Origin of the sequence: Ramlibacter montanisoli (genome assembly GCF_013087525.1) — a bacterium.
GTDB classification, from domain to species: domain Bacteria; phylum Pseudomonadota; class Gammaproteobacteria; order Burkholderiales; family Burkholderiaceae_C; genus Ramlibacter; species Ramlibacter montanisoli.
The window spans coordinates 2,829,871-2,852,690 of record NZ_JABFCS010000001.1; the positions used below are offsets into that span (position 1 = coordinate 2,829,871).

Consider the following 22,820-nt stretch of genomic DNA (forward strand, 5'->3'; position numbering starts at 1 on the left):
CACGGCACGGACGCGCCGGGCGCGCTGGCGGCCAGCCACGGCGTCGGCCGGACCGTCAAGCTGACCTACCTGGTGCTGCTCGGGATGGCGCTGGTCGCGCCTATGCTGGGCCTGTACCCCGTGTTCGGCATGAAGCTGCTTTGCTTCATGCTGTTCGCCTGCGCGTTCAACCTGCTGCTCGGTTTCACCGGCCTGCTGTCCTTCGGCCACGCCGCCTTCTTCGGCTTCGCGGCTTACGTGTCGGGCTGGCTGGTCAAGGCGCAGGGCTGGTCGCCCGAGTTGGGCCTCGTCGCCGGCACGCTCACCGGCGCCGGCCTCGGCCTGGTGTTCGGCCTGGTGGCGATCCGCCGGCAGGGCATCTACTTCGCCATGATCACGCTGGCGCTGTCGCAGATGGTGTTCTTCGTCTGCCTGCAGGCGCCGTTCACGGGCGGCGAGGACGGGATGCAGGGCGTGCCGCGCGGCAACCTGTTCGGCCTGCTGCCGCTGGCGTCGGACCTGACGCTGTACTACGTGGTGCTGGCGATCTTCGCGGCCTGCTTCCTGTTCATCATGCGGGTGGTGACCTCGCCCTTCGGCCAGGTCCTGAAGATGATCCGCGAGAACGAGCCGCGCGCCATCTCGCTGGGCTACGAAGTGGACCGCTACAAGCTGATGGCCTTCGTGCTGTCGGCGGCGCTGACCGGCCTGGCCGGCTCGCTCAAGACCATCGTCATGGGCTTCGCTTCGCTCACCGACGTGCACTGGTCCATGTCCGGCGAAGTGATCCTGATGAGCCTGCTGGGCGGCGTCGGCACCTTCTTCGGCCCCGTGCTGGGCGCGGGCGTCGTGATCGCGCTGCAGAACCTGCTGGCCGACAAGGTGGGCGCCTGGGTGACGGTGATCATCGGCGCGATCTTCGTGGTCTGCGTGCTGGCCTTCCGCAAGGGCATCGTCGGCGAGATCCAGGCCTGGCGGGACCGGCGCAAGTTGAAGGCGGCCTGAGAAGGCGAAAGAAAAAGCGGCCCGCGGGCCGCTTTTTCTTTGCGTCGGGTGCGCTGCGCGCAGCCCGACCTACATCTTCGCGGCGGTGCGCAGCTCGGTGAAGGGGACGATGCGGCCATGCAGCGGCAGGATGCGGTCCACGTCCCAGCCCAGCCTCTGCACGTTGTTCACCAGGTTCACGTGCAGCGGGTTCGCCTGCGCGGGCGGCGGGCTGTTGGGGGCGGCCGGCGTGTAGGCGTCGGCTTCGACCAGCAGGCGTTCGCGCGGCAGCCAGGCCATCATGAAGCCCTGCGCGTGCGGGCTGCCTTCGATGAAGTGGACCTGCACCGTGCGCGTGGCATCGCTGAAGGTTCGCGTGCCGTTGACGCCCAGGAAGGTGGCGCGGCGGCCCGACTGCGCCAGTGCGTCGGGTCGGACCGCGTTGGGCGTCGCGAAGGCCTGCTCGAACCAGGCGCGGGCCGGCTCGCTGACCACCAGCGTCGCGCCGGTGGCCGCCGCCGCCCGCAGGCCGCCCGAGTGGTCGAAGTGGTGGTGCGAGTTGACGACGTAGCGCAGCGGCTTGTTCGGAACCAGCCGGCGCACCTCGGCCAGCACGGCGTTCGCGCGGCCGTCGTACAGCGGGGCTTCGATCAGCATCAGGTGGTCGGCGAACTCCACCAGCACGCTGTGGTGCGAGCCGCCGGACAGGTACCACACGCCGTCGGCCACACGCGTGGATTCCACCCGCTCGGCGAACTGCGCGACCAGCGCGGGCACGTCGCTGGCGAAGGCGGGATTGGCCTGCACCTCGGTCACGTTCAGGTCCAGCACCGGGTAGCCGCCCATGCTCTGCGTGATGCGCGCCGGGAACTTCACGCCGCCCCAGTCGCGCCAGCCGGAATAGAGCGTGCTCACCTGCGTGTCGCCGCTCACCGGGTGCGGCATCACCGAGTCCACGCGCTGCACCAGCCCGTCCGCGCCTATCCACGCCGTGGCGCGGTACAGGCCGGGCTGCGCGAAGGACACGACGGACAGGCCGCCTTCGCTGCGCACGCTCGCGTTGTTGCGCAGCGCCGCCTTCACCACGCCGTGCGGCGTGGTCCACAGGTCGTGGATCCGCCCTTCCGCCGCCACCGGCGCCGCGGCCGGCGCCGGGCCGGTCATGTTCCAGGCCTGGTTGCCGCGCACCCAGGCGGAGACGCGTTGCTCGCCCAAACCCATCAGCGGCAAGGCCCCGCCGCCATTGGGCTCGGCGCGCGTGCGCACGGAGTCCTCGCGCAGCGCGGCATTCTCGTAGTCGATCCAGCGGGCGTAGCTCGGGATGTTGATGCGCGGCCAGGCGGTGCCCGGCACGTAGGCCTGGCCGTAGGTGGCGCCGGTGCCGCTGGCGGCGTAGCGCAGCGTGCGCAGCTGCGTGCCGCCCATGGCCGCATCGGCCTGCCGCAGCACGGCGCCGGGATCCGCTGTCGGGGTGGCGCAGCCGGCGAGCAGGCCCGCGGCGAAGAGGGAAGCCAGTGCATGGCGAAGCATGTCGTCTCCTTGCCAGGGCCGCCGGCACGCGTGGGAGGTGGCGTTGCGCTGGCCGGTTGTCATTCAGGTGATTGGAAGCACGCGCGCGAGCCGTTAGGCTCCGCCTGCTGCAAAGGAGTTCCCACCATGAAGGACCTGTTTTCCCTGAGTGGCCGCGTGGCGCTGGTGACCGGCGGCTCGCGCGGCATCGGCCGGATGATCGCCACCGGCCTGCTGCACCACGGCGCGAAGGTCTACATCACCGCGCGCAAGGCGGCGCAATGCGATGCCGCCGCCGGCGAGCTGTCGGCGATCGGCCCCTGCATCTCGCTGCCGGCCGACGTCTCCAGCGTAGCGGGCGCTCGCCAACTCGCCGAGGAGATCATGGCCAGGGAGCCGGCGCTGCACATCCTGGTCAACAACGCGGGGGCCGCCTGGGGCGAGGACTTCGACAGCTTCCCCGAGTCCGGCTGGGACAAGGTGGTGAACCTGAACATGAAGACGCCCTTCTTCCTGACGCAGGCGCTGCACGAGGCGCTCCAGCGCGGTGCCAGGGAGCGGCCGGCCAAGGTGATCAACATCGCGTCGATCGACGGCATCTCGGTCAACCAGTGGGAGACCTACTCCTATACCGCCAGCAAGGCCGGGCTGATCCACCTGACCAAGCGCATGGCGCTGCGCCTGGCGCAGGACAACATCGTGGTCAACGGCATCGCGCCCGGGCCCTTCCCGTCCGAGATGAACAAGGAAGCGCGCGACCACGGCGAGACCGTGGCGCACCGCGTGCCCGCCGGGCGCGTGGGCGGCACGGAAGACATGGCGGGGGCGGCGATCTACCTCGCCTCGCGCGCCGGGGACTACGTGGTCGGCGAGACCATCGTGGTGGACGGGGGCGTGACGATCGCGCGGGGGTCCTGATCTTCCGGTGGGAGGCTGACCGGAGTCCCGCGCTCCGATCCGGGCGGGAAGGGGACTGTCCGCCTCTGCGAATGTCCCCGGCGTGGCCTGAAGGCCACGCCTCCTCCTTTACTTCGCCGAGTCGGACAGTCCCCTTCCCGCCCTGCGGCGTGCCACGCAATGCCGCGATCGTGCTCTTCGGCCGTCCTGTCGGAACGGCGCGATGGAGGATCGGGACGAGATTGTCCGACTCAGCGAAGTAAAGGAGGAGGCGCGGGCTTGCCCGCGCCGGGGGACATTCGCAGAGGCGGACAATCTCGTCCCGATCCGGCCCCGGAGGCACCCAAGCCGCCCCGCACCGCGAGTCAACGCTTCAAGCCATCCAGCGAATAATTCTGCGGACCGCGGCTGGCGATCTTGACCGCGCCGACCTTGTTGCCGAGTTGCGCGCAGCGCACCAGCGACCAGCCCTGCTCCAGGCCGTGCAGCAGCGCGCCGCGCCAGGCGTCGCCGCAGCCGGTGGGATCGACGATGGCCGCCGGCCTTTCCGGCGCGACCAGGGTCACCTCGCCGTTCACCCACACCTCGCAGCCGTCGCCGCCCAGCGTCACGACCAGGCCGTTGACGCGGTGCGAGATCTCGGCGCTGCTCCAGCCGGTGCGCTCGCTGAGCATCTTGCCCTCGTAGTCGTTGACCGTGACCCAGGTGGCGAGGTCGATGAAGTGCGCGAGCTCCTTGCCGTCGAACATGGGCAGGCCCTGGCCCGGGTCGAACACGAAGGGGATGCCCGCCGCCTTGAACTGCTCCGCGTGCTGCAGCATGGCGTCGCGCCCGTCGGGCGAGATCATCCCGAGCTTGATGTCATTGCGCGGCTTCACCTGGACCTTGTGCGCCTGCATCATCGCTCCCGGGTGGAAGGCGGTGATCTGGTTGTTGTCGCGGTCCGTCATGATCATCGCCTGCGCGGTGTACGTGTCGTCCGCGCGCAGCACGAACTCGGTGCTGATGCCCAGCTGGTCGAAGCGCTGCAGGTAGTCGCCGCCGTCGCTGCCCACGGCGCCCATGGGCAGCGGCGTGCCGCCCAGCAGCTTGAGCGCATAGGCGATGTTGCCGGCGCAGCCGCCGAAGTCGCGCCTGAGGCTGGGCACGAGGAAGGACACGTTCAGGATGTGCAGTTGGTCCGGCAGGATCTGCTCGGCGAAGCGGCCCTCGAAGGTCATGATGGTGTCGAACGCGAGCGATCCGCAGATGACGGCTGCCATGGAATTCTTTCTTTGAGGTTCAGGGATAGAAGGCGAGGAGGCGGTAGCCGGCCACGCGCCCGCCACCGGTGGGGCCGAGCACGACGCCCACCGAGCGCGACCACTCGCCGGCCGCGGGGATCACGGCGTTGTCGGCGCCCAGCTCCGCCGGCGTGAGCACGCGCCGCGCGATGGTCTGGTCCTGCGAGTCGGTGATGGTGAGCTCCATCGCGGGCACGGCCACCTGCACCGGCGCGGTGTTGCGCAGCGTGAAGGCCAGGCGGTAGGTGTCGTTGCGCACGCGGTTGAAGCCCGAGCTCTCGATGGTGACGGCCTCGATCTGCCGCGGTGCGCTGATCGTGCAGCGCATGAGGCTGCACAGGCCCTCCAGCACCGGGCGCAGCGAGGGCTGCGTGAGCGCCAGGCGGTCGCGGTCCTGGTAGGCCAGCTGCAGCAGCAGCAGCAAGGCCAGCGCGAGGCTGGAGGAGGCCAGAGCGATGCGCACGCCGGGCCGGCGCCACCACGCCTTGCGCCGGCCCTGGCGCACGAAGGACACGTCGGGCAGGTCGTCCTCCTCCGCGTCGGGGTGGTGCTCGAAATCCTCGGGCAGCATCTGGCTTTCGCTGCCCGGCATCGGCAGCTGCGAGTCGCGCAGGCCGACGGTCACTTCCGACGGGCGGAATACGAAGGGCGCGTCGAGTGGCGAGGGCTCCAAGGGGGACTCGATGTCATCGTCGAAGAAGTCCGAGGGCTCGATCGATTCGCTGGTGGAGGCCGCGCGCGCGGCGGGCGGGCGCGCCGGTGCATCCCCGCGCGCGCCGGCAGCTGGGCCGGCCGGGTTTCCATGGCCGCGGGCCGCGTCTCGATCGGCGCGGGCCGCGTGGGAAGGTCGGTCGGGCGGGTCGCCTGCTGCGCCAGTTCCGGCTCCACCAGCACGGACTCGTCGCTCAGGTGGGCGGTGGCGTCGAACACCTCGCTGCAGTGGCCGCAGCGCACCCAGCCTTCGGAGATCTTCAGCTGGTCCGGCACGACACGGAACATCGTGCCGCAGGAGGGGCAGCTGGTGATCAGGCTCATGAGCCAGCGATTGTAGGGAGGCCGGCGGGGGAACTCAGAAGCCGGCCGTCATCAGGATCCAGCCGTCCTCTTCGTCGGCCACTTCCAGCTGCGCGTACGGGGCGTACGCCGCCTTCAGCTCGTCGGCCTGGCGCGAGAGGATGCCGGCCAGCACCAGGTGGCCGCCCGGGGCGGCGTGGGCGCACAGCAGGGGCGCCAGCACCTTCAGCGGCGTGGCGAGGATGTTGGCCAGCACGGTGTCGTACTTGCCGGCCGCCTGGTCCGGCAGGCCGGCGGCGAGCTGCACGCCGTTGGCCTTGGCGTTCGCCTCCGTGGAGCGCACGGCAGCCTCGTCGATGTCCACGGCGTCCACGTCCGTGGCACCGAACTTGGCGGCGCCGATGGCCAGGATGCCGGAGCCGCAGCCGTAGTCCAGCACGCGCTGGCCGAGCGGGTGGCGCGCGATCCAGCGCAGGCACATGCGCGTGGTCGGGTGGGTGCCGGTGCCGAAGGCCAGGCCCGGATCCAGGCGGATCACCTGCTGCGCCTGTTGCGGCGGCTCGTGCCAGGTCGGCACGATCCAGAAGGACGGCGTGATCTCCACCGGCTCGAACTGCGATTGCGTGAGGCGCACCCAGTCCTGCTCGGGCACGTCGACGATGGCGATGAACTTGCAGCCGGCGAAGAAGTCCTGCGGCGCCAGCAGCTCCGCCGCCTCCTTGGCCTGCGCCTGCTGCGCGAACAGCGCGATCACCAGCGAGCGCTGCCAGCCCTCCTTGGGCGGCGGCATGCCCGGCTCGCCGAACAGCGCCTGCTCCGCCGGCGTCTGCGCGTCCGCATCCTCGACCGAGATGCTCAGCGCGTCGAGCGCCTCCAGCGCGTCACCGACCGCCTCGACGCGTTCCTCCGGGCACAGCAGCCGCAGCTCGAACATGTTCACCGTCTACCGCTTGTGATGCGAGAGCCACTCTTCCAGGTAGTGGATGTTGGTGCCGCCGGCCATGAACTTGGCGTCGACCATCAGCTCGCGGTGCAGCGGGATGTTGGTCTTGATGCCTTCCACCACCGTTTCGCCCAGCGCCCCGCGCATGCGGGCCAGCGCCTGCTCGCGCGTGTCGCCGTGCACGATGATCTTGCCGATCATGCTGTCGTAGTTGGGCGGCACGAAGTAGTTGTTGTACACGTGCGAGTCCACGCGCACGCCCGGGCCGCCGGGCTGGTGCCACAGCTGGATGCGCCCCGGCGAGGGCACGAAGGTGTACGGGTCCTCGGCGTTCACGCGGCACTCGATCGCGTGGCCGCGCAGCACGATGTCGCCCTGCTTGAAGGGCAGCTTCTCGCCGGCGGCGACCTGGATCTGCGTCTTGACGATGTCGATGCCGGAGATCAGCTCGGTCACCGGGTGCTCCACCTGCACCCGCGTGTTCATCTCGATGAAATAGAACTCGCCGTTCTCGTAGAGGAACTCGAAGGTGCCGGCGCCGCGGTAACCGATCTTCTTGCAGGCGGCGGTGCAGCGGTCGCCGATCTTCTCGATCAGCTTGCGCGGGATGCCCGGCGCCGGCGCTTCCTCGATGATCTTCTGGTGGCGCCGCTGCATGGAGCAGTCGCGCTCGCCCAGGTAGACGGCGTTGCGGTGCTTGTCCGCCAGGATCTGGATCTCGACGTGGCGCGGGTTCTGGAGGAACTTCTCCATGTACACCGCGGGATTGCCGAAGGCCGCCTGCGCTTCCGCCTTGGTCATCTGCACCGAGTTGATCAGCGCCGCCTCGGTGTGGACCACGCGCATGCCGCGCCCGCCACCGCCGCCGGCGGCCTTGATGATCACCGGGTAGCCGACCGCCTTGGCGATGCGGCGGATCTCCACCGGGCTGTCCGGCAGCTCCCCTTCGGAGCCGGGCACGCAGGGCACGCCCGCCTTGATCATGGCCTGCTTGGCCGAGACCTTGTCGCCCATGATCCGGATCGCTTCCGGGGTCGGGCCGATGAACTGGAAGCCGCTTTTTCCACCCGCTCGGCGAAATCGGCGTTTTCCGAGAGGAAGCCGTAGCCAGGGTGGATGGCCTCGGCGTCCGTCACTTCGGCCGCCGCGATGATGGCCGGCATGTTCAGGTAGCTCTGGGCCGAGGGGGCGGGGCCGATGCACACGGCCTCTTCCGCCAGCTTCACGTACTTGGCTTCGCGGTCGGCCTCCGAATAGACCATCACCGCCTTGACGCCCAGCTCGTTGCAGGCGCGCTGGATCCGCAGGGCGATTTCGCCGCGGTTCGCGACCAGGATCTTCTTAAACATGGGTGTCGCGGCGAATCGCCGAAGGCCGAATCAAAAACGCGCCTACGGCGCGGCGCCGTCGGTTCGCGACCAGGATCTTCTTGAACATGCTTATTCGATGATGAACAGCGGCTGCCCGTATTCCACGGCCTGCCCGTTCTCGCACAGGATCGGGTGATCGTGCCGCCCTTGTCGGCCTCGATCTCGTTGAGGATCTTCATCGCCTCGATGATGCAGATCGTCTCGCCTTCCTTGACCTGGCTGCCCACTTCCACGAAGGACTTGGCGCCGGGGGCGGAAGCCCGGTAGAAGGTTCCCACCATGGGCGACTTCACCGTGTGGCCCTTGGGGGCCTCGGGCGCCGCGGCGGCCGGTGCGGCGGCGGGGGCGAGGGCGGCGGCCGGCGCCGCGGCGGCCTGCATTTGCATCGGCATGGGTTGCTGGATCGCGTGGACCATCGCGGGGCCACCCTTCACGATGCGGACCTTGCCTTCGGCTTCCGTGATCTCCAGTTCGGACACATTGGATTCCGACACCAGGTCGATCAGTGTCTTGAGTTTGCGCAAGTCCATGGGGAGGTTCTCCTGCCTCGTCTTGAGAGCACGCGAATTTACAGCAAAATTCGCTTACTTACGGCTTTTGACCCGAACGAGTGCTAATTTCTTGATGTGCGGGCGCTACAGCGCCGCTGGGCGAGCCCCCGGGGCGGGCCGGCGGCGCGTCAGCCGAGACCGGACCAGGCTTTCAGGTCGGCTTCGCTGACGCGGCCCATTCTACGCTGGCGCAGCTTGCCATCCGAATCCACGACCACGGAAAACGGCAGGCCGCCGGCCAGGTTGCCGAGTTCGCGCGTCAGCTGCGTGCCTTCCAGGCCGGCCAGGCCGATCGGAAAACTGACTGGCGTGCGTTGCAGGAACTTGCGCACCGAGGACGGCTGGTCGATCGCGAGTCCGACCACTTGCCAGCCGTTCGCCGCATGTTGGCGGTAGAAAGCATCGAGCAGCGGCATTTCCTCGATGCAGGGCGCACACCAGGTGGCCCAGAAGTTCACCAGCAGCGGCTTGCCCTTCAAGCTCGCCATGTCCAGCGCGCCGCCTTGCGGCATGTCGAACTTCAGGGTCCACAGGCGCTGCATGACCAATGCGTCCGCGTCCGATCCGGTGCTGCGCTGGCGCCACCAGGCCAGGCCGGCACCGGCCACGGCGGCCGCGCCGGCCACCGAAGCGATCAACCACTTGCGGCGGCCGTGCGCGCGCGGGGCGGCGGCCGTTCCGTCTTCATTCATGTCCGGTTTCCTCCACCAGTGCGCGCACGGCCGCCAGGTCGCCGCGGGGCGTTCGCCCCTTGGCATCGGGCCGGAGGGCGCCGCGCAGGTCGTCGTGATCGTAGACCAGGAGGTGGACGCCGATCTCCTCGCCCAGTTCCCGGCACCTGCTGCTGATGCTCAGGGCCTCCACCGATTCGCCGTTGAAGCCGGTCACCGTGCGCGGCGTGTAGTCGACCGCGTTTTCGATCAGCTTGATCTCCGCCGACTTGGGGTCGTCGCAGAACATCTGGATGTAGACGTCGGACAGGCGCGTGGCGGTGCCGTGCCAGACCGCGCCCCCGAGGTAGGGCCGGAACTCCGCCAGCCGCTCCATCCAGGTCAGGGCCAGGCGGCGCAGCGCCGCCAGTTCGGCCGGCTGGGTCTCGGCGCAGAAGATGGCTATGTACTCGCGCACGGCGTCTTCCAGGCTGTCGTTGTCCGGCAGCGCGGTGCGCGCGCCCAGCCCCATCTGCTTGACCGCGCGCCGCTTGGCCGGTCCGTACTCCAGGCCCTCTTCCACCACCAGCCGGGCGGCGGCGGCGGCGATCTCCGACTGCAGGGTGTCCATCGGGTGCATTCTGCATGGACGCGGCCGCCCCCGCGCCCTACAGTGCCTTGCACCACGAGCCGGGAGACAGGCATGCAAAGCACGATGATGGACACCCCGCTGTCGCTCAACCACCTGCTGGAGCGCGCGGGCCACCTGTTCCAGCGCAACGAGATCGTCTCGCGCCTGCCGGACAAGTCGCTGCGCCGGCACACCTATGGCGAGTTCCACCGCCGCACGCGCTCGCTGGCCTCGGCCCTGCAGAACTTGGGGCTGAAGAAGGGCGACCGGGTCGCCACCTTGTGCTGGAACCACCACGCGCACCTGGAGTGCTACTTCGGGATTCCCGCGGCCGGCGGGGTGATGCACACACTGAACCTGCGGCTGTCGCCCGACGAGATCGGCTGGATCGCGGGCGACGCCAAGGACCGCTTCCTGGTCGTGGACGACGTGCTGCTGCCCCTCTACAAGCAGGTGGCGCCGCTGCACCAGTTCGAGAAGGTGATCGTGTTCCCCTTCTCCGGCGCGCCGGTGGCCGCGGAATTCTCCGACTACGAGGCGCTGCTGGCCGAGGCCGACCCCGAGGGCTTCCGCTACGCCGCGCACGAGGAGGACGACCCCGTCGCCATGTGCTACACCTCGGGCACCACCGGGCGGCCCAAGGGGGTCGCCTATTCGCACCGCTCCACCATCCTGCACACGCTGGTGGCCAGCCTGGGCGACTTCTGGGGCCTGCGCGGGACCGACGTGGTGATGCCGGTGACGCCGATGTTCCACGCCAACAGCTGGGGCATGCCCTACGGCGCGGTGATGATGGGCGTGAAACTGGTGTTCCCCGGCCCGCACCTGCACCCCGAGGACCTGCTGGACCTGATGCAGGTGCAGCCTCCGACCCTGTCGCTGGGCGTGCCCACGATCTGGATGAGCCTGATCCAGACCTACGACGCGGCGCAGGACCCGGCGTCGCCGCACCACGGCCGCTGGAAGCTGCCGCGCGGCATGCGCTCGCTGGTGGGCGGTGCGGCCGTGCCGGAAGCGCTGATCCGCGCCTTCGACCGGCACGGCATCTGGATCATGCAGGGCTGGGGCATGACGGAGACCTCGCCGGTCTGCACGATCTCGTATCCGCGCGCCGAACTGCAGGACGCCAGCGGCGACGAGAAATACCGCCGCGCCGCCATGGCCGGCGTGCCGGTGCCGCTGGTGGACCTGCGCGTCTGGGGCGACGCGGGCGAGCAGCCCTGGGACGGCAAGAGCGTGGGCGAGATCCAGGTGCGCGGCCCCTTCATCACCGGCAGCTACCACGAGGTGCCGGTGAGCCCCGAGAAGTTCACCGCCGACGGCTGGCTGCGCACCGGCGACGTCGCGTCGGTGGACGAACTCGGTTTCGTGCGCATCACCGACCGCACCAAGGACCTGATCAAGTCGGGCGGCGAGTGGATCAGCTCGGTGGACCTGGAGAACGCGCTGATGGCGCATCCCTCCGTGGCCGAAGCGGCGGTGATCGCCATCCCGGACGAGAAGTGGAGCGAGCGGCCGCTGGCCTGCGTGGTGCTGAAGAAGGGCGCGGACGTGCATCCCGGGGCGCTCAACGAGCACCTGCTCAAGCACAGCTTTGCCAAGTGGCAACTGCCGGAGCGCTACGAGTTCATCGAGGCGGTGCCGCGCACGTCCACGGGAAAATTCTGGAAGCTGAAGCTTCGCGAGCGATTCCCGAAGTAAGCGTTACGGTCCAGCTTGCCGGGCCCGGGATAATCCGGCCCCATGCACATCCACATCCTCGGCATCTGCGGCACGTTCATGGGAGGGCTGGCCGCACTCGCCCGCGAGGCGGGCCACAAGGTGACCGGCTGCGACGCCGGCGTCTACCCGCCCATGAGCGACCAGCTGCGCTCGCTGGGCATCGATCTCATCGAAGGCTTCGGCACCGAGCAGCTGGCCCTGAAGCCGGACGTCTGGGTCGTCGGCAACGTGGTGTCGCGCGCCCGCGCCGCGGACGGCACGCCGCGCTACCCGCTGATGGAAGCCATCCTCGACCAGGGCCTGCGCTACACCAGCGGCCCGCAGTGGCTGGCGGAGAACGTGCTGCAGGGCCGGCACGTGCTGGCGGTGGCGGGCACGCACGGCAAGACCACCACCACGTCCATGCTCGCCTGGATCCTGGAGCACGCCGGCCTGCAGCCCGGCTTCCTGGTCGGCGGCGTGCCGCTCAACTTCGGCGTGTCCGCGCGCCTGGGCAACACGGCGCGCCCGCTCACGCCCTTCGTGATCGAGGCCGACGAGTACGACACGGCCTTCTTCGACAAGCGCAGCAAGTTCATCCACTACCGGCCCCGCACCGCCATCCTGAACAACCTGGAGTTCGACCACGCGGACATCTTCGATGACCTGGCGGCGATCGAGCGCCAGTTCCACCACCTCGTGCGCACCATCCCGTCCACCGGCCGGGTCGTCACCAACGGCCTGGAGGAAAGCCTGGCGCGCGTGCTGCACCAGGGCTGCTGGAGCGAGGTGCGCAGCTTCGGCGCCGCGGTGAGCGACTTCCGCGCAGAGGGGGAGCCCACGCGCTTCGACGTGCTGGAGCAGGGCCACCGCGTGGCGCAGGTGCACTGGGAGGTGGGCGGCGTGCACAACCAGCTCAACGCGCTGGCGGCCATCGCGGCGGCGCAGCACGTGGGCGTGACGCCCGTGACGGCGGCGATGGCGCTGCGCGAGTTCCGCAACGTCAAGCGCCGCATGGAGGTGCTGGGCATCGCCAACGGAATCACGGTCTACGACGACTTCGCGCACCACCCCACCGCGATCCGCACCACCATCGACGGCCTGCGCCGGCAGGTCGGCCAGCAGCGCATCCTGGCGGTGTTCGAGCCGCGCAGCAACACGATGAAGCTGGGCACGATGAAGGCGCAGCTGCCATGGAGCCTGGAGCAGGCCGACCTGTCCTTCTGCCACGCGGGCGGCCTCGGCTGGGATCCTGCCGATGCGCTGCGGCCCATGGGCGACAAGGCGCGGATCGCGCAGGACATCGACGAGCTGCTGCAGCAGGTGCGCTCGGCCGCGCGTCCCGGCGACCACGTGCTGTGCATGAGCAACGGCGGCTTCGGCGGCATCCACGCCAAGCTGCTCAAGACCCTCGGCACCCCCGCCTAGAAGCTCGAGGGCATCAGCGGCAGCGGCGCCGTCATGTCGGAGATGCGGCGGCCCGGCAGGTCGGGCGGCCGCGGCGCGGAGTCCATCACCACGCTGTACGCGCTCTGCTCGCCGGCGGTGGAATCGCGGCCGCCCGGCAGGCGCGGGCCCGACTGCATCGCGCGCTTGGGGTTGGACGTGATGGAGCCCACCACGTAGAGCGCCGACAGCACGCGCGTGAGCGGCTCGACGCCCAAACCGGTGGCCTGCTGCAGGCCGCTGAAGTTCATCCCCTGGTTGGTGGCCAGCTCACGCACGATCAGCAGGTGCGCATCCTTCAGCTGGCGCTGCGGCAGCCGCGGCGGCCGGCGGAAGTACAGGGGCTGGTCCCGGTAGTGCGGCGGCAGCAGGTCGCGCTCGGTGCGCTGCGCGTACTGCCACATCAGGAGCGACACGCTCGCGCGCTGGTAGTGCAGCGGAATGGACACGGCACCGCGGTCGCGGATGCACCAGCTCGCCTCGGCGAAGTCCTTGGAGCTGACGCCCGGCTTCACGCCGGAGCCCAGCTTGAGGTCCACCACCGCCAGCAGTTCGGAGCCCCGCAGCACTTCCCAGGAGCCGGAGCCGAGGCTGGGCTGGTTGTCCGCGATGCTGGACGCCAGCGCGAACTGCGACAGCATGGTCGACATCCACTCGGCGAACTGGTGCAGCACGCGCGCGCCCGCTTCCCGGTCGCCCAGCGGAAAGGTCACGGCAGGCTTGAATCCGGGGGCGGCGATCGGCAGGGAGAAGCCGACCGGTCGGTCCACGTCGGCCAGCGCGAGCTGGACCGAGCGGCCGGAGGGAACGGCGGGCTGGACGCGCAGGTGCTCGTTGGGCATCAGCACGGTGCGGCTGCCTTCCAGCCACCAGGCGTCGGCATCCGCAAAGCGCCCAGCTCCCAGCGTGCCCGCGGGGAGCCGGCGGCAGCCGCGGCCTCGGCTGCCTGTTTCTGCTGCGCCTCGGTATACCCCGCCAGCCCCAGGCGGAGGGCGGGGACTTCGATGCTCATTGGTTCCTCCTCGGGCTCTCGGCCGAGTCGAAACCAATGTACCGGACAAGTTACCGAATGTAAATACTCCAGCTGGGCTGAAGGTCAACGGGACCGGCGCTTCCTCACGGCCTGGGCCAGGACATCCAGCACTTGCAGCGATTCGCTCCAGCCGATGCAGGCATCAGTAATGCTTTTCCCGTACTCCAGGGCCTGCGGATCGTCCTTTCCGGGGCTGAACTTCTGCGCGCCGCCCACCAGGTGGCTCTCGACCATCAGGCCGAACACGTTGCGCGAACCCGACGCGACCTGGCCGGCGATGTCGCGCGCGACATCCAGCTGCTTCTCGTGCTGCTTGCTGCTGTTGGCGTGGCTGCAGTCGACCATGAGGGTGCACGGCAACTTGGCCGCCTCCAGCTCGCGGCAGGCGGCGGCGACGCTGGCGGCGTCGTAGTTGGGGGCCTTGCCGCCGCGCAGGATCACGTGGCAGTCGCGGTTGCCGTTGGTCTGCACGATGGCCACCTGCCCGTTCTTGTGCACCGAGAGGAAGTGGTGAGGGCGCGCGGCGGCCTGGATCGCATCGGTGGCGATCTTGATGTTGCCGTCGGTGCCGTTCTTGAAGCCGATCGGCGCCGACAGCCCCGAGGCCAGCTCGCGGTGCACCTGGCTTTCGGTGGTGCGCGCGCCGATCGCGCCCCAGGAGATCAGGTCGCCGATGTACTGCGGCGAGATCACGTCCAGGAACTCGCTGCCCGCCGGCACGCCCAGCCGGTTGATCTCGATGAGCAGCTGGCGCGCGATGCGCAGGCCCTCGTCGATGCGGTAGCTCTCGTCCAGGTAGGGATCGTTGATCAGGCCCTTCCAGCCCACGGTGGTGCGGGGCTTCTCGAAGTACACGCGCATCACGATCTCCAGCGAGTCGCTGTACTTCGCGCGCGCCTCCTTCAGCTTGCGCGCGTATTCCACGGCGGCGCCCGGGTCGTGGATCGAGCAGGGGCCGATCACCACCAGCAGCCGGTCGTCCTTGCCGGCCATGATGTCGTGGATGGAGCGGCGCGTGGCGCTGATCAGCGTCTCCACCGGCGTGCCGCGGATCGGGAAGAAGCGGATCAGGTGTTCGGGAGGAGGAAGCACGGTGATGTCCTTGATGCGTTCGTCGTCGGTCTGGCTGGTCTTGTCGACGGGGCTCGCATACCAGGCATCGCTGGCGGTGGTGGCTTTGGCGGTCATGGACGGCTTCTCTTCCTGGAGGTGGGTTTTGCGCGGCCAAGAAAAAACCGCCGGGGGTGCCGGCGGTTTTTCGAGGTTCTTTGCGTTTGTCGCGGGTACGCTCAGATCTCTCTTCCGCCGGGGGCGCTGGAGAACCAAAAGTAGCCAAAAAGAAGGCGCGAACGGGACGCATGGGGGCCAATTTAGCACACTCGCCTGTTGGCCCCGCGTCAGGTGCGGGACCGCGTTGCATCAGCGCCGCAGCTTCTGCCACCACTGCAGCACACGGTCCATCTGCGGCTCGCGCAGCTCGCCGAGGTCGGTGCCGGCCTCGCCCTCGCGCTCCAGCCACTGCTCGTACATGTCGATCAGCAGCATGCCTTCGCCCAGCGTGCGCCAGCTCACCAGGGCGAATTCGTCGGGGGTGACCGCCACCTCGTCGTCCCAGGGATCGATGTGCAGCAGCCACTGGCCGATCAGGACGCGGAAGTTGTTCAGCGCCTGCAGGTAGCCCGCGTATTCGTAGAGGCCGCGCCAGGCCAGCCCCAGGTTCACCACCATGCTGCGGTGGTCGCGCAGCACCGTGAGCATGTCCATCAGCACCGGGCCCGCGCGGTCGCGGTGGCGGCTCAGGCGCAGGCTGGCCACCACGCCTTCGGCATGCATCGCCAGGGCCTGCATGCTCTCCGAGAAGATGCGGCTGTCCTCGTCGGCGATCGCATGGCGCAGGAAGTTGCTCAGCTCGCCGAAGGTGTTGGCGCTCGGGAGGTTGCCCAGTCCGCCCAGCGGGTAGCGGGAGGACGCGGGAATGGTGATGCTGTTCATCGGGCGGCGGCTTAAGGGAAAGGAAGTATCTTCCCGGCCCCGCAGGCGCACCAGACGCGGATGAGCTGCCGCCTACGGACGGCAGCTTCCGGCGGTCAGGCGGTACCGCCGACGGTCAGCGTCGATGCGCAGCGTGGGCTGGCCGACCCCGACGGGCACGCTCTGGCCTTCCTTGCCGCAGGTGCCCACGCCGGTGTCCAGCTTCATGTCGTTGCCGATCATGCTCACGCGCGTGAGCGCGTCCGGGCCGTTGCCGACGATGGTGGCGCCCTTCACCGGGTACTGGATCCTGCCGTTCTCCACCCAGTAGGCCTCGCTGGCGGAGAACACGAACTTGCCCGAGGTGATGTCGACCTGGCCACCGCCGAAGTTGGTGGCGTAGAGGCCCTTCTTGATGCTGGCCACGATCTCTTCCGGCGCCTTGTCGCCGCCCAGCATGTAGGTGTTGGTCATGCGCGGCATCGGGATGTGCGCATAGCTCTCGCGGCGGCCGTTGCCGGTGGGCGCCACGCCCATCAGGCGCGCGTTCATGGAGTCCTGGATGTAGCCGCGCAGGATGCCGTCCTCGATCAGCACGTTGCGCTGGCTCGGGTTGCCCTCGTCGTCCACGTTGAGCGAGCCGCGGCGGTCGGCGATGGTGCCGTCGTCCAGCACCGTCACGCCCCTGGCGGCCACGCGCTGCCCCACGCGGCCGGAGAAAGCGCTGGAGCCCTTGCGGTTGAAGTCGCCTTCCAGGCCGTGGCCCACGGCCTCGTGCAGCAGGATGCCGGGCCAGCCCGGGCCGAGCACCACGACCATCTCGCCGGCGGGGGCCGGGCGCGACTCCAGGTTGGTCAGCGCCGCCTTCACCGCGTCGTCCACGTAGGCCTGCAGGTGCGCGTCGTCGAAGTAGCCCAGGCCGAAGCGGCCACCGCCGCCGCCCGAGCCCATCTCGCGCCGGCCGTTCTGTTCGGCGATCACCGTGACCGACAGCCGCACCAGCGGCCGCACGTCGGCGGCGATGGTGCCGTCGGCGCGCGCGACCAGCACGACGTCGTATTCGCTGGCCAGGCCGGCCATCACCTGCGCCACGCGCGGGTCCTGGCGCGCGCCATGCGCTCCACGCGTCCCAGCAGTTCCACCTTGGACGTGCTGTCCAGCGTGGTGATCGGGTCCAGCCCCTGGTACAGCGAGCGGCTGCCCGCGACCTGCTGCGCCGGCACCTTGGCGCGCACGTTCTGCGAAGCCGCGGCGATCGAGCGCACGGTGCGCGCCGCATCCAGCAGCGAGGCTTCCGAGATGTCGTCCGAATAGGCGAAAGCGGTCTTCTCGCCGCTGACCGCGCGCACGCCCACGCCCTGGTCGATGCTGAAGTTGCCGGTCTTGACGATGCCTTCTTCCAGGCTCCAGCCTTCGCTGCGCGTGTACTGGAAGTACAGGTCGGCCTCGTCGACGCGGTGCGCGCGGATCTCCGCCAGCGCGCGCGCCAGGTGGGTTTCGTCCAGGCCGAAGGGTTCGAGCAGCAGCGCCTTCGCGGTGGCGAGGCGCTCGATGGTGGGTTCGCGGGAGATCATCGGTCCATTGTAGGGACTGCACCCTGCCCCCGCGGCGTGCAGATGTTTATCCCGAAAACGTTCTCAGCAGTTCGGGCCGGCCCAGTTCTTCCAGCAATGCGCCCGCGCTCGCATGGCGGTCCTGCGGCTGCTTGGCCATCAGCCGGTCGACGATGGGCTGCAGCGCCGTCAGGTCCTCCGGCAGGCGGGGCGCGGGAGCCGTGAGGTGCTGGGCCAGCAGCAGTTCGAGCGTCTCGCCGGCGAAGGGGCGGGCGCCCGCCAGCATCTCGAAGAACATCACGCCCAGGCTGTACAGGTCGCTGGCCGGCGTGATGGTGCCGCCCTTGGCCTGTTCCGGGCTGAGGTAGTAGGGCGTGCCCACCACCTCGCCGTGCAGCGTCTGCGCCAGGCCCAGCGCCGCGTCGCTCTGCAGGGGCTTGGCCACGCCGAAGTCGGCCAGCACCACCGTGCCGTCGGGGCGCAGCATCACGTTCTCGGGCTTCAGGTCGCGGTGGATGATGCCCTTGGCGTGCACCGCCTGCAGCGCCTCGGCCACCTGCCGCACCACGTCGATGGCGCGCTCCGGAAACATGCCGCCGCGCAGTTCGGTGCGCAGGTCGCCGCGTTCGAAGTACTCCATCGCGATGTAGGCGTGGTCGTCGGAGAAGCCCTGGTCGTAGATGCGGATCACGTGCGGATGCGCGATGCGCGAAAGCAGCGCGTACTCCTGGATGAAGCGCGTGAGGTTCGCGCCGGCGGAGGTGCCCGCGGCCGACAGCACCTTGAGCACCAGCGGCAGGCCGTCGGCCTCGCGCTCGGCCAGGAACACCTCGGTGGTGCTGCCGGAAGCCAGCTTGCGCAGCAGGCGGAAGCCCTTCAGGCGCAGCGGCGCCTCGCCCGGCTCGAACTGGTGGTGCTTGAGGGTGGACAGCTTGTTGCGCAGCGCGCCCTTGACGGCGCGCGCGGTGATCTCCGAATTCACCTGCACTGCCAGCCGGATCTCCTCGGCGCGCTCGGCGAGCTCGCCCATGCCGTTCTGGCGGTCCAGCGCGCTGGCCTCCAGGCCGACGATCTCGGCGACGTCCACCCAGCCATTGCGCCCGCGCACTTCCAGCGAGGTCATGCCGCCGGTCTGCACGCCCTCGCCCGCCTGTTCCAGCACCGCGCTGCTGGCAACCACCGTCCAGCCCAGTTCCTTGCTCGCGCCCTGCAGGCGCGCCGCGGTGTTGACCGTGTCGCCGATCGGCGTGGTCTCCTTCACCTGCGTGCTGCCCAGGCGGCAGATCGTCACTTCGCCGCAATGCAGGCCCACGCCGATGGCGAAGGGCGGCAGCCCGCGGTCGGCGAAGCGCTGCTGCAGCCAGCCGCGGAACTGGTGGGTGGCCAGCGCCAGGGCCAGCGCGGCGGACACCGCGCGGCGCGCCGCCGGCAGCGGCGAGCCGCTGCCCTGGTCCGCGAACACCGCCATCAGCCCGTCGCCGATGAACTTCAGGTGACGGCCGCCGTGGCGCAGCACCGGCTCCGACGTGCGCTCGAAGTACCGGGTGAGCAGTTCCGCGACCTCGCTCGACCCGAGCTTCTCGGCGATCGAGGTGAAGTTGCGGATGTCCGAGAACAGCACGGTGGCGTCCAGCACCTGGTCCGCCACCGCCCCCTGCGGCGGTTCGAAGGCGAAGGCGGCCGCCACCGTGTCGCCGCCCAGGCGCTCGGTGAAGGCACGCCGCAGTTGGTCCTCGCGCGCCTGCACCGCGGAGTCGATGCTGTGGGCGATGCGGCCGCGCTTCTTCAGCAGGCCTTCCAGCGCCTCCAGCAGTTCGGTGCGGGTGAAGGGCTTGGCCAGGTAGTCGTCGGCGCCGGCGGTCATGCCGCGGCGCATGCTGGCGCGGTCGTCCAGCGCGGTGAGCATCAGCACCGCCGTCGTCGCCAGCGCGGGATCCGCGCGCAGCGCCTCCACCAGCGCGAAGCCGTCGAGGCCCGGCATGTTGACATCGCTGACCACCAGGTCCGGGCGCAGCGCGCGGGCGCGCTCCAGGCCTTCGCTGCCGTTGACGGCGACGCTGACCTCGTAGCCTTCCAGCCCCAGCAGGCGGGCCACGTTGCCGCGGATCGCGTCGTCGTCCTCGACGACCAGCACGGACGTCATGCGGCGAACAGCTTGAGCAGCGCGGCATCGTCCAGGCCGGCATGGCCGGCCTGGACCGCGTCGTTGAAGGCCTGGTGCGCCACCGGTCCCAGGCGGGCGGCGAAGCCGGCGGCGCGCGCCGCCTCCAGTGCCAGCCGCGTGTCCTTCTGCAGCAGGGTGACGTGCGCGCGCGGCGCGAAGTCGCCGTCGATCGCGCGCCGCATGCGGTCGGAGCCTATCCAGCTCTGGCCGCTCGATTGCTCGATGACGTCCAGCGTGCGCGCCGGGTCCAGCCCCAGCCGCTGCGCCAGCGCGATCGCCTCGGCCGCCCCCGCCAGGTTGATCGCCGCCAGCAGGTTGTTCACCAGCTTGGTCCGGGCGCCGTCGCCGGGGCGCGTTCCCACGCGGAACACCTTGCCGCTCAGGGTGTCGAGCAATTCGCGTTGCGCGTCATGGACGGCGTCCTCGCAGGCGACCATCAGGCTCATGCTGCCGTCGCGGGCCCGGGCCGGGCCGCCGGACATGGGCGCGTCGATGGCATGCAGGCCGCGTTCGGCCAGGCCGGCGGCGAGCCGTTCGACGTCGGCCGGCGCGATCGTGGGGCAAAGCAGCACCGCGCCGCCGGGCGCGAGCGCACCGGCGATGCCCTGTGGTTCAAAAAGGACGGATTCGGCCTGCTGCGCGTCCACCACGCAGACGATCACGGCCGCCGCGCCGCGCGCGGCCTCCGCCGGCGTGGCCGCGGCCGACCCGCCGAGGGGCACCAGCGCCTGCATGCGTTCGGCGACGAGGTCGCAGGCGCGCACCTGCCAGCCGCAGCCGAGCAGGCGCGCGGCCATGCCGCCTCCCATGTTCCCGACCCCGACGATCCCGACGTGCTTGTTCATGTCCCGGCCTCGGCGCGATTATGGTCGAGCCCCGTTCCGCCGCCCAGGGACATCCCCCATTGAGCAGAGGAGCGTTGCTCCCGCACGATCCATACTCCGCACGAGGGAGGGCCATCCGTGCGCGAGAGGGGAAAGACGATGCAGACGACCGGCGCGCTCGCGCCCCGCGAGGAAGTCCACCAGCGGCTGCTGGAGCTGCTGGCGGAGCAGAGCCGCCGCGTCCCCATCGCCGTCGGCATCATGATGGTGGTGGTGGCCGCGATGGCGGCGCAGCGCATGCCGCCCTGGATCCCGGCGACCTGGGCGCTGGTCACCATCGGCGTGCTGCTGGCGCGCCGGCACTGGCTCGGGCTGCTGCCCAGCCAGACCGAGATCCCGACCGACCAGCGCGTGGCCACCGCGGTCCGCCTGAGCCTGGTCAACGGCTGCATCCACGGCCTCACGCTGCTGGCCTTCCCGGTGCTGCACGAGACCGAACGCCTGTTCCTGACCCTGCTGCTCCTGGGCCTGTGCTCGGGGTCCGTGGGCACCACCGCCGGCCACCGGCGCCTGTTCCTGGCCTACGCCCTGCCCGCGGCCGGCTCCCTGCCGGTGTGGTGGTTGCTCTACCCGATCGGACCGAAGGCCGACTGGACCGACTTCTCCCTGGCCGTCCTGATCGTGCTGTACATCTGGGTGCTGGTCACCCTGGCCAACAACGCCTGGCGCAACTTCAGCGAGTCGGTGCAGATCCGCTTCCAGGACCGCGAGATGTCCGCGCAGCTGCGCGAGGCGCTGGCCCTGGCCAACCAGGCCAACCAGGCCAAGACCCGCTTCCTGGCCGCCGCCAGCCACGACCTGCGCCAGCCGCTGCACACCATCGGCCTGCTGGTGGCCGCCCTGTCGCTGCGGCCGATCGAGGGACGCGACCGCGAGGTGGTGGACCTCCTGAGCCAAGTGACCGTCGCCCTGTCCGAGCAGCTGGACCAGCTGCTGGACATCTCCAAGCTGGACGCCGGCGTGGTGACCCCCGACAAGAAGATCGTCGACCTGGGCGACATGCTGCGCATGCACCACGCGGAGATGCGCGCGGTCATCGAGGAAAAGGGCCTGCGCGCGATCATTGACACGCCCACCGGCCTGCGTTGCTGGACCGACCCCGCGCTGGTGCTGCGGGTGCTGCGCAACCTGACCGAGAACGCGGTCAAGTTCACCCCGTCCGGCCACGTCGCGCTGCGCCTGCGCGTGGACAACGGCGCCGCGCTGATCTCGGTGGAGGACACCGGCCGCGGCATCCCCCGGGCGAACTCGCGATGGTGTTCGAGGAGTTCTACCAGGTCGACAACCCGGAGCGGGACCGCACCAAGGGCCTGGGCCTGGGCCTGTCCATCGTGCGCCGCCTGTGCGAACTGCTCGGGATCAAGCTGGAACTGCAGTCGGTGGTCGGCCAGGGCACCACGGTCACCCTGCGCGTGCCGCTGGAAACCTTCGGCGGCTTCATGCCGACGCAAGTGCAACCCAGCCGCAACCAGGACTTCGCCGGCCTCACCGTGCTGGTGATCGACGACGAGCGCTCGGTGCGCATGGGCATGCGCGTGCTGCTGGAGGAACTGGGCTGCCAGTTCGTGGAGGCCTGTTCGATCGAGGAGGCGACGCAGCAGGCGCTGTCGGCGCGGCCCGACGTGGTGCTGGCGGACATGCGCCTGCGCAACGGCGAGACCGGCATCGCCGCCATCTCCAGCATCGTGGCCGCGATCGGCCAGACGCCCTCGGTCCTGATCAGCGGCGACACCGCGCCCGACCGGCTGCAGGAAGCCAACCGCGCCGGGATCACGCTGCTGCACAAGCCGGTGAGCCTGCCCACGCTGCAGGCCGAACTGGGGCGCATCCTGGACGACAAGGGGCCGCGCCATGAACCCACCCGGTCCTGATCCCGACCCTGCGGGCGCCGGCCTGCGCTGGCTCTCGCGCGACTACGCCGACCTGCGCGCCGGCTGGGACGGCAAGCCGATCGACGTGCTGATCGTCGGCAGCGGCTACGGCGGCGCCATGGCCGCAGCGGAACTCGCCGGGCGCCAGATCATGGAGGACGGCGTGCTGCGGCCGCTGCGCGTGTGCGTCCTGGAACGCGGCAACGAGTACGCCCCGGCATGTTCGCCTCCAGCCTGCAGGAGCTGCCGCCGCACGTGCGCGTGCACCGCGGCGGGCACGACAAGACCTTCGGGCCGCTGGACGCGCTGCTGGACCTGCGCGTGGGCCCCGACGTGTGCACGCTGGTGGGCAACGGGCTGGGCGGCGGATCGCTGATCAACGCCGG

18 protein-coding genes and 4 pseudogenes are annotated in these 22,820 nt (G+C 69.9%); 6 read left to right on the plus strand and 16 right to left on the minus strand.

Annotated features, from left to right (window positions below):
* The first annotated feature begins 84 nt into the window (after positions 1 to 84).
* Positions 85 to 984, plus strand: coding sequence for a branched-chain amino acid ABC transporter permease (locus HK415_RS13910; protein WP_171563427.1), 900 nt, complete (start codon positions 85 to 87; stop codon positions 982 to 984).
* A gap of 69 nt (positions 985 to 1,053) precedes the next feature.
* Here the strand turns inward: HK415_RS13910 and HK415_RS13915 are convergent, their stop codons facing one another.
* Positions 1,054 to 2,493 (minus strand): MBL fold metallo-hydrolase, encoded by a 1,440-nt coding sequence (locus HK415_RS13915; protein ID WP_171560209.1) that lies wholly within the window; start codon positions 2,491 to 2,493, stop codon positions 1,054 to 1,056.
* A gap of 126 nt (positions 2,494 to 2,619) precedes the next feature.
* On the opposite strand from HK415_RS13915, the gene HK415_RS13920 reads away from it, so the two are divergent.
* The gene (locus HK415_RS13920) at positions 2,620 to 3,390 is read left to right on the plus strand and encodes an SDR family oxidoreductase (RefSeq protein WP_171560211.1); all 771 of its coding nucleotides are present in this window, start codon (positions 2,620 to 2,622) and stop codon (positions 3,388 to 3,390) included.
* Between the two features lie 344 nt (positions 3,391 to 3,734).
* On the opposite strand, the gene HK415_RS13925 is transcribed toward HK415_RS13920, so the two are convergent.
* The 8 genes and pseudogenes from HK415_RS13925 to HK415_RS13960 all read right to left on the minus strand — a co-directional run bounded on the left by HK415_RS13925 (position 3,735) and on the right by HK415_RS13960 (position 9,811).
* Entirely contained in the window at positions 3,735 to 4,631 is an 897-nt protein-coding gene (locus HK415_RS13925) for a carbohydrate kinase family protein (protein WP_171560213.1), read from the minus strand.
* Between the two features lie 19 nt (positions 4,632 to 4,650).
* Positions 4,651 to 5,325: a DUF3426 domain-containing protein gene (locus HK415_RS13930; RefSeq protein WP_171560215.1), complete on the minus strand. Its 675-nt coding sequence runs from the start codon at positions 5,323 to 5,325 to the stop codon at positions 4,651 to 4,653.
* Positions 5,274 to 5,687, minus strand: coding sequence for a zinc-ribbon domain-containing protein (locus HK415_RS13935; RefSeq protein ID WP_171560217.1), 414 nt, complete (start codon positions 5,685 to 5,687; stop codon positions 5,274 to 5,276). The genes HK415_RS13930 and HK415_RS13935 overlap by 52 nt, the downstream gene beginning before the upstream one ends.
* Positions 5,688 to 5,721: 34 nt before the next feature.
* Positions 5,722 to 6,600, minus strand: a complete 879-nt coding sequence (gene prmA / locus HK415_RS13940) for a 50S ribosomal protein L11 methyltransferase (RefSeq protein ID WP_171563429.1) — start codon at positions 6,598 to 6,600, stop codon at positions 5,722 to 5,724.
* 9 nt (positions 6,601 to 6,609) lie between these two features.
* A pseudogene (gene accC, locus HK415_RS13945) lies at positions 6,610 to 7,958 on the minus strand (acetyl-CoA carboxylase biotin carboxylase subunit).
* A 90-nt stretch (positions 7,959 to 8,048) separates the two neighbouring features.
* Positions 8,049 to 8,509 (minus strand): annotated as a pseudogene (gene accB / locus HK415_RS13950) (acetyl-CoA carboxylase biotin carboxyl carrier protein).
* Between the two features lie 149 nt (positions 8,510 to 8,658).
* On the minus strand, positions 8,659 to 9,222 hold the full coding sequence (locus tag HK415_RS13955) for a TlpA family protein disulfide reductase (protein WP_171560220.1): 564 nt from the start codon (positions 9,220 to 9,222) through the stop codon (positions 8,659 to 8,661).
* Positions 9,215 to 9,811, minus strand: coding sequence for a hypothetical protein (locus tag HK415_RS13960; protein WP_171560222.1), 597 nt, complete (start codon positions 9,809 to 9,811; stop codon positions 9,215 to 9,217). The genes HK415_RS13955 and HK415_RS13960 overlap by 8 nt, the downstream gene beginning before the upstream one ends.
* A gap of 72 nt (positions 9,812 to 9,883) precedes the next feature.
* Between HK415_RS13960 and HK415_RS13965 the strand changes: the two genes are divergently transcribed.
* Both HK415_RS13965 and mpl read left to right on the plus strand, forming a co-directional pair.
* Positions 9,884 to 11,512 (plus strand): long-chain fatty acid--CoA ligase, encoded by a 1,629-nt coding sequence (locus tag HK415_RS13965; RefSeq protein WP_171560224.1) that lies wholly within the window; start codon positions 9,884 to 9,886, stop codon positions 11,510 to 11,512.
* A gap of 42 nt (positions 11,513 to 11,554) precedes the next feature.
* Positions 11,555 to 12,940: a UDP-N-acetylmuramate:L-alanyl-gamma-D-glutamyl-meso-diaminopimelate ligase gene (mpl, locus tag HK415_RS13970; RefSeq protein ID WP_171560226.1), complete on the plus strand. Its 1,386-nt coding sequence runs from the start codon at positions 11,555 to 11,557 to the stop codon at positions 12,938 to 12,940.
* On the opposite strand, the gene HK415_RS13975 is transcribed toward mpl, so the two are convergent.
* The 7 genes and pseudogenes from HK415_RS13975 to HK415_RS14005 form a co-directional block, all read right to left on the minus strand.
* On the minus strand, positions 12,937 to 13,806 hold the full coding sequence (locus HK415_RS13975; protein ID WP_171560229.1) for a hypothetical protein: 870 nt from the start codon (positions 13,804 to 13,806) through the stop codon (positions 12,937 to 12,939). The genes mpl and HK415_RS13975 overlap by 4 nt on opposite strands.
* The gene (locus HK415_RS13980; protein ID WP_171560231.1) at positions 13,800 to 13,970 is read right to left on the minus strand and encodes a hypothetical protein; all 171 of its coding nucleotides are present in this window, start codon (positions 13,968 to 13,970) and stop codon (positions 13,800 to 13,802) included. Before HK415_RS13980 ends, HK415_RS13975 begins: the two co-directional genes overlap by 7 nt.
* Positions 13,971 to 14,054: 84 nt before the next feature.
* Entirely contained in the window at positions 14,055 to 15,179 is a 1,125-nt protein-coding gene (locus HK415_RS13985; RefSeq protein WP_171560233.1) for a 3-deoxy-7-phosphoheptulonate synthase, read from the minus strand.
* 231 nt (positions 15,180 to 15,410) lie between these two features.
* Complete coding sequence (locus HK415_RS13990) at positions 15,411 to 15,983, minus strand: hypothetical protein (protein ID WP_171560235.1); 573 nt, start codon at positions 15,981 to 15,983, stop codon at positions 15,411 to 15,413.
* Between the two features lie 95 nt (positions 15,984 to 16,078).
* Positions 16,079 to 17,536 (minus strand): annotated as a pseudogene (gene tldD, locus HK415_RS13995) (metalloprotease TldD).
* Between the two features lie 46 nt (positions 17,537 to 17,582).
* Positions 17,583 to 19,658, minus strand: a complete 2,076-nt coding sequence (locus HK415_RS14000; RefSeq protein ID WP_171560238.1) for a protein kinase domain-containing protein — start codon at positions 19,656 to 19,658, stop codon at positions 17,583 to 17,585.
* Positions 19,655 to 20,524 carry an NAD(P)-dependent oxidoreductase gene (locus HK415_RS14005; RefSeq protein ID WP_171560240.1) on the minus strand — a complete coding sequence of 290 codons (870 nt, stop codon included), beginning with the start codon at positions 20,522 to 20,524 and terminating at the stop codon, positions 19,655 to 19,657. Before HK415_RS14005 ends, HK415_RS14000 begins: the two co-directional genes overlap by 4 nt.
* A 596-nt stretch (positions 20,525 to 21,120) precedes the next feature.
* Here HK415_RS14005 and HK415_RS27590 point away from each other — a divergent pair.
* A pseudogene (locus HK415_RS27590) lies at positions 21,121 to 22,431 on the plus strand (sensor histidine kinase); the annotation flags it as partial.
* Positions 22,415 to 22,810 (plus strand): FAD-dependent oxidoreductase, encoded by a 396-nt coding sequence (locus HK415_RS25190; protein WP_253261882.1) that lies wholly within the window; start codon positions 22,415 to 22,417, stop codon positions 22,808 to 22,810. The pseudogene HK415_RS27590 and the gene HK415_RS25190, both read left to right, overlap by 17 nt.
* Positions 22,811 to 22,820 lie beyond the last annotated feature (10 nt).

Coding starts and splice junctions, on each gene's coding strand:
- HK415_RS13910 (WP_171563427.1), top strand. CDS start 85: ATGGCGCTGGTCGCGCCTATGCTGGGCCTGTACCCCGTGTTCGGCATG.
- HK415_RS13915 (WP_171560209.1), bottom strand. CDS start 2,493: ATGCTTCGCCATGCACTGGCTTCCCTCTTCGCCGCGGGCCTGCTCGCC.
- HK415_RS13920 (WP_171560211.1), top strand. CDS start 2,620: ATGAAGGACCTGTTTTCCCTGAGTGGCCGCGTGGCGCTGGTGACCGGC.
- HK415_RS13925 (WP_171560213.1), bottom strand. CDS start 4,631: ATGGCAGCCGTCATCTGCGGATCGCTCGCGTTCGACACCATCATGACC.
- HK415_RS13935 (WP_171560217.1), bottom strand. CDS start 5,687: ATGAGCCTGATCACCAGCTGCCCCTCCTGCGGCACGATGTTCCGTGTC.
- prmA (WP_171563429.1), bottom strand. CDS start 6,600: ATGTTCGAGCTGCGGCTGCTGTGCCCGGAGGAACGCGTCGAGGCGGTC.
- HK415_RS13955 (WP_171560220.1), bottom strand. CDS start 9,222: ATGAATGAAGACGGAACGGCCGCCGCCCCGCGCGCGCACGGCCGCCGC.
- HK415_RS13960 (WP_171560222.1), bottom strand. CDS start 9,811: ATGGACACCCTGCAGTCGGAGATCGCCGCCGCCGCCGCCCGGCTGGTG.
- HK415_RS13965 (WP_171560224.1), top strand. CDS start 9,884: ATGCAAAGCACGATGATGGACACCCCGCTGTCGCTCAACCACCTGCTG.
- mpl (WP_171560226.1), top strand. CDS start 11,555: ATGCACATCCACATCCTCGGCATCTGCGGCACGTTCATGGGAGGGCTG.
- HK415_RS13980 (WP_171560231.1), bottom strand. CDS start 13,970: ATGAGCATCGAAGTCCCCGCCCTCCGCCTGGGGCTGGCGGGGTATACC.
- HK415_RS13985 (WP_171560233.1), bottom strand. CDS start 15,179: ATGACCGCCAAAGCCACCACCGCCAGCGATGCCTGGTATGCGAGCCCC.
- HK415_RS13990 (WP_171560235.1), bottom strand. CDS start 15,983: ATGAACAGCATCACCATTCCCGCGTCCTCCCGCTACCCGCTGGGCGGA.
- HK415_RS14000 (WP_171560238.1), bottom strand. CDS start 19,658: ATGACGTCCGTGCTGGTCGTCGAGGACGACGACGCGATCCGCGGCAAC.
- HK415_RS14005 (WP_171560240.1), bottom strand. CDS start 20,524: ATGAACAAGCACGTCGGGATCGTCGGGGTCGGGAACATGGGAGGCGGC.
- HK415_RS25190 (WP_253261882.1), top strand. CDS start 22,415: ATGAACCCACCCGGTCCTGATCCCGACCCTGCGGGCGCCGGCCTGCGC.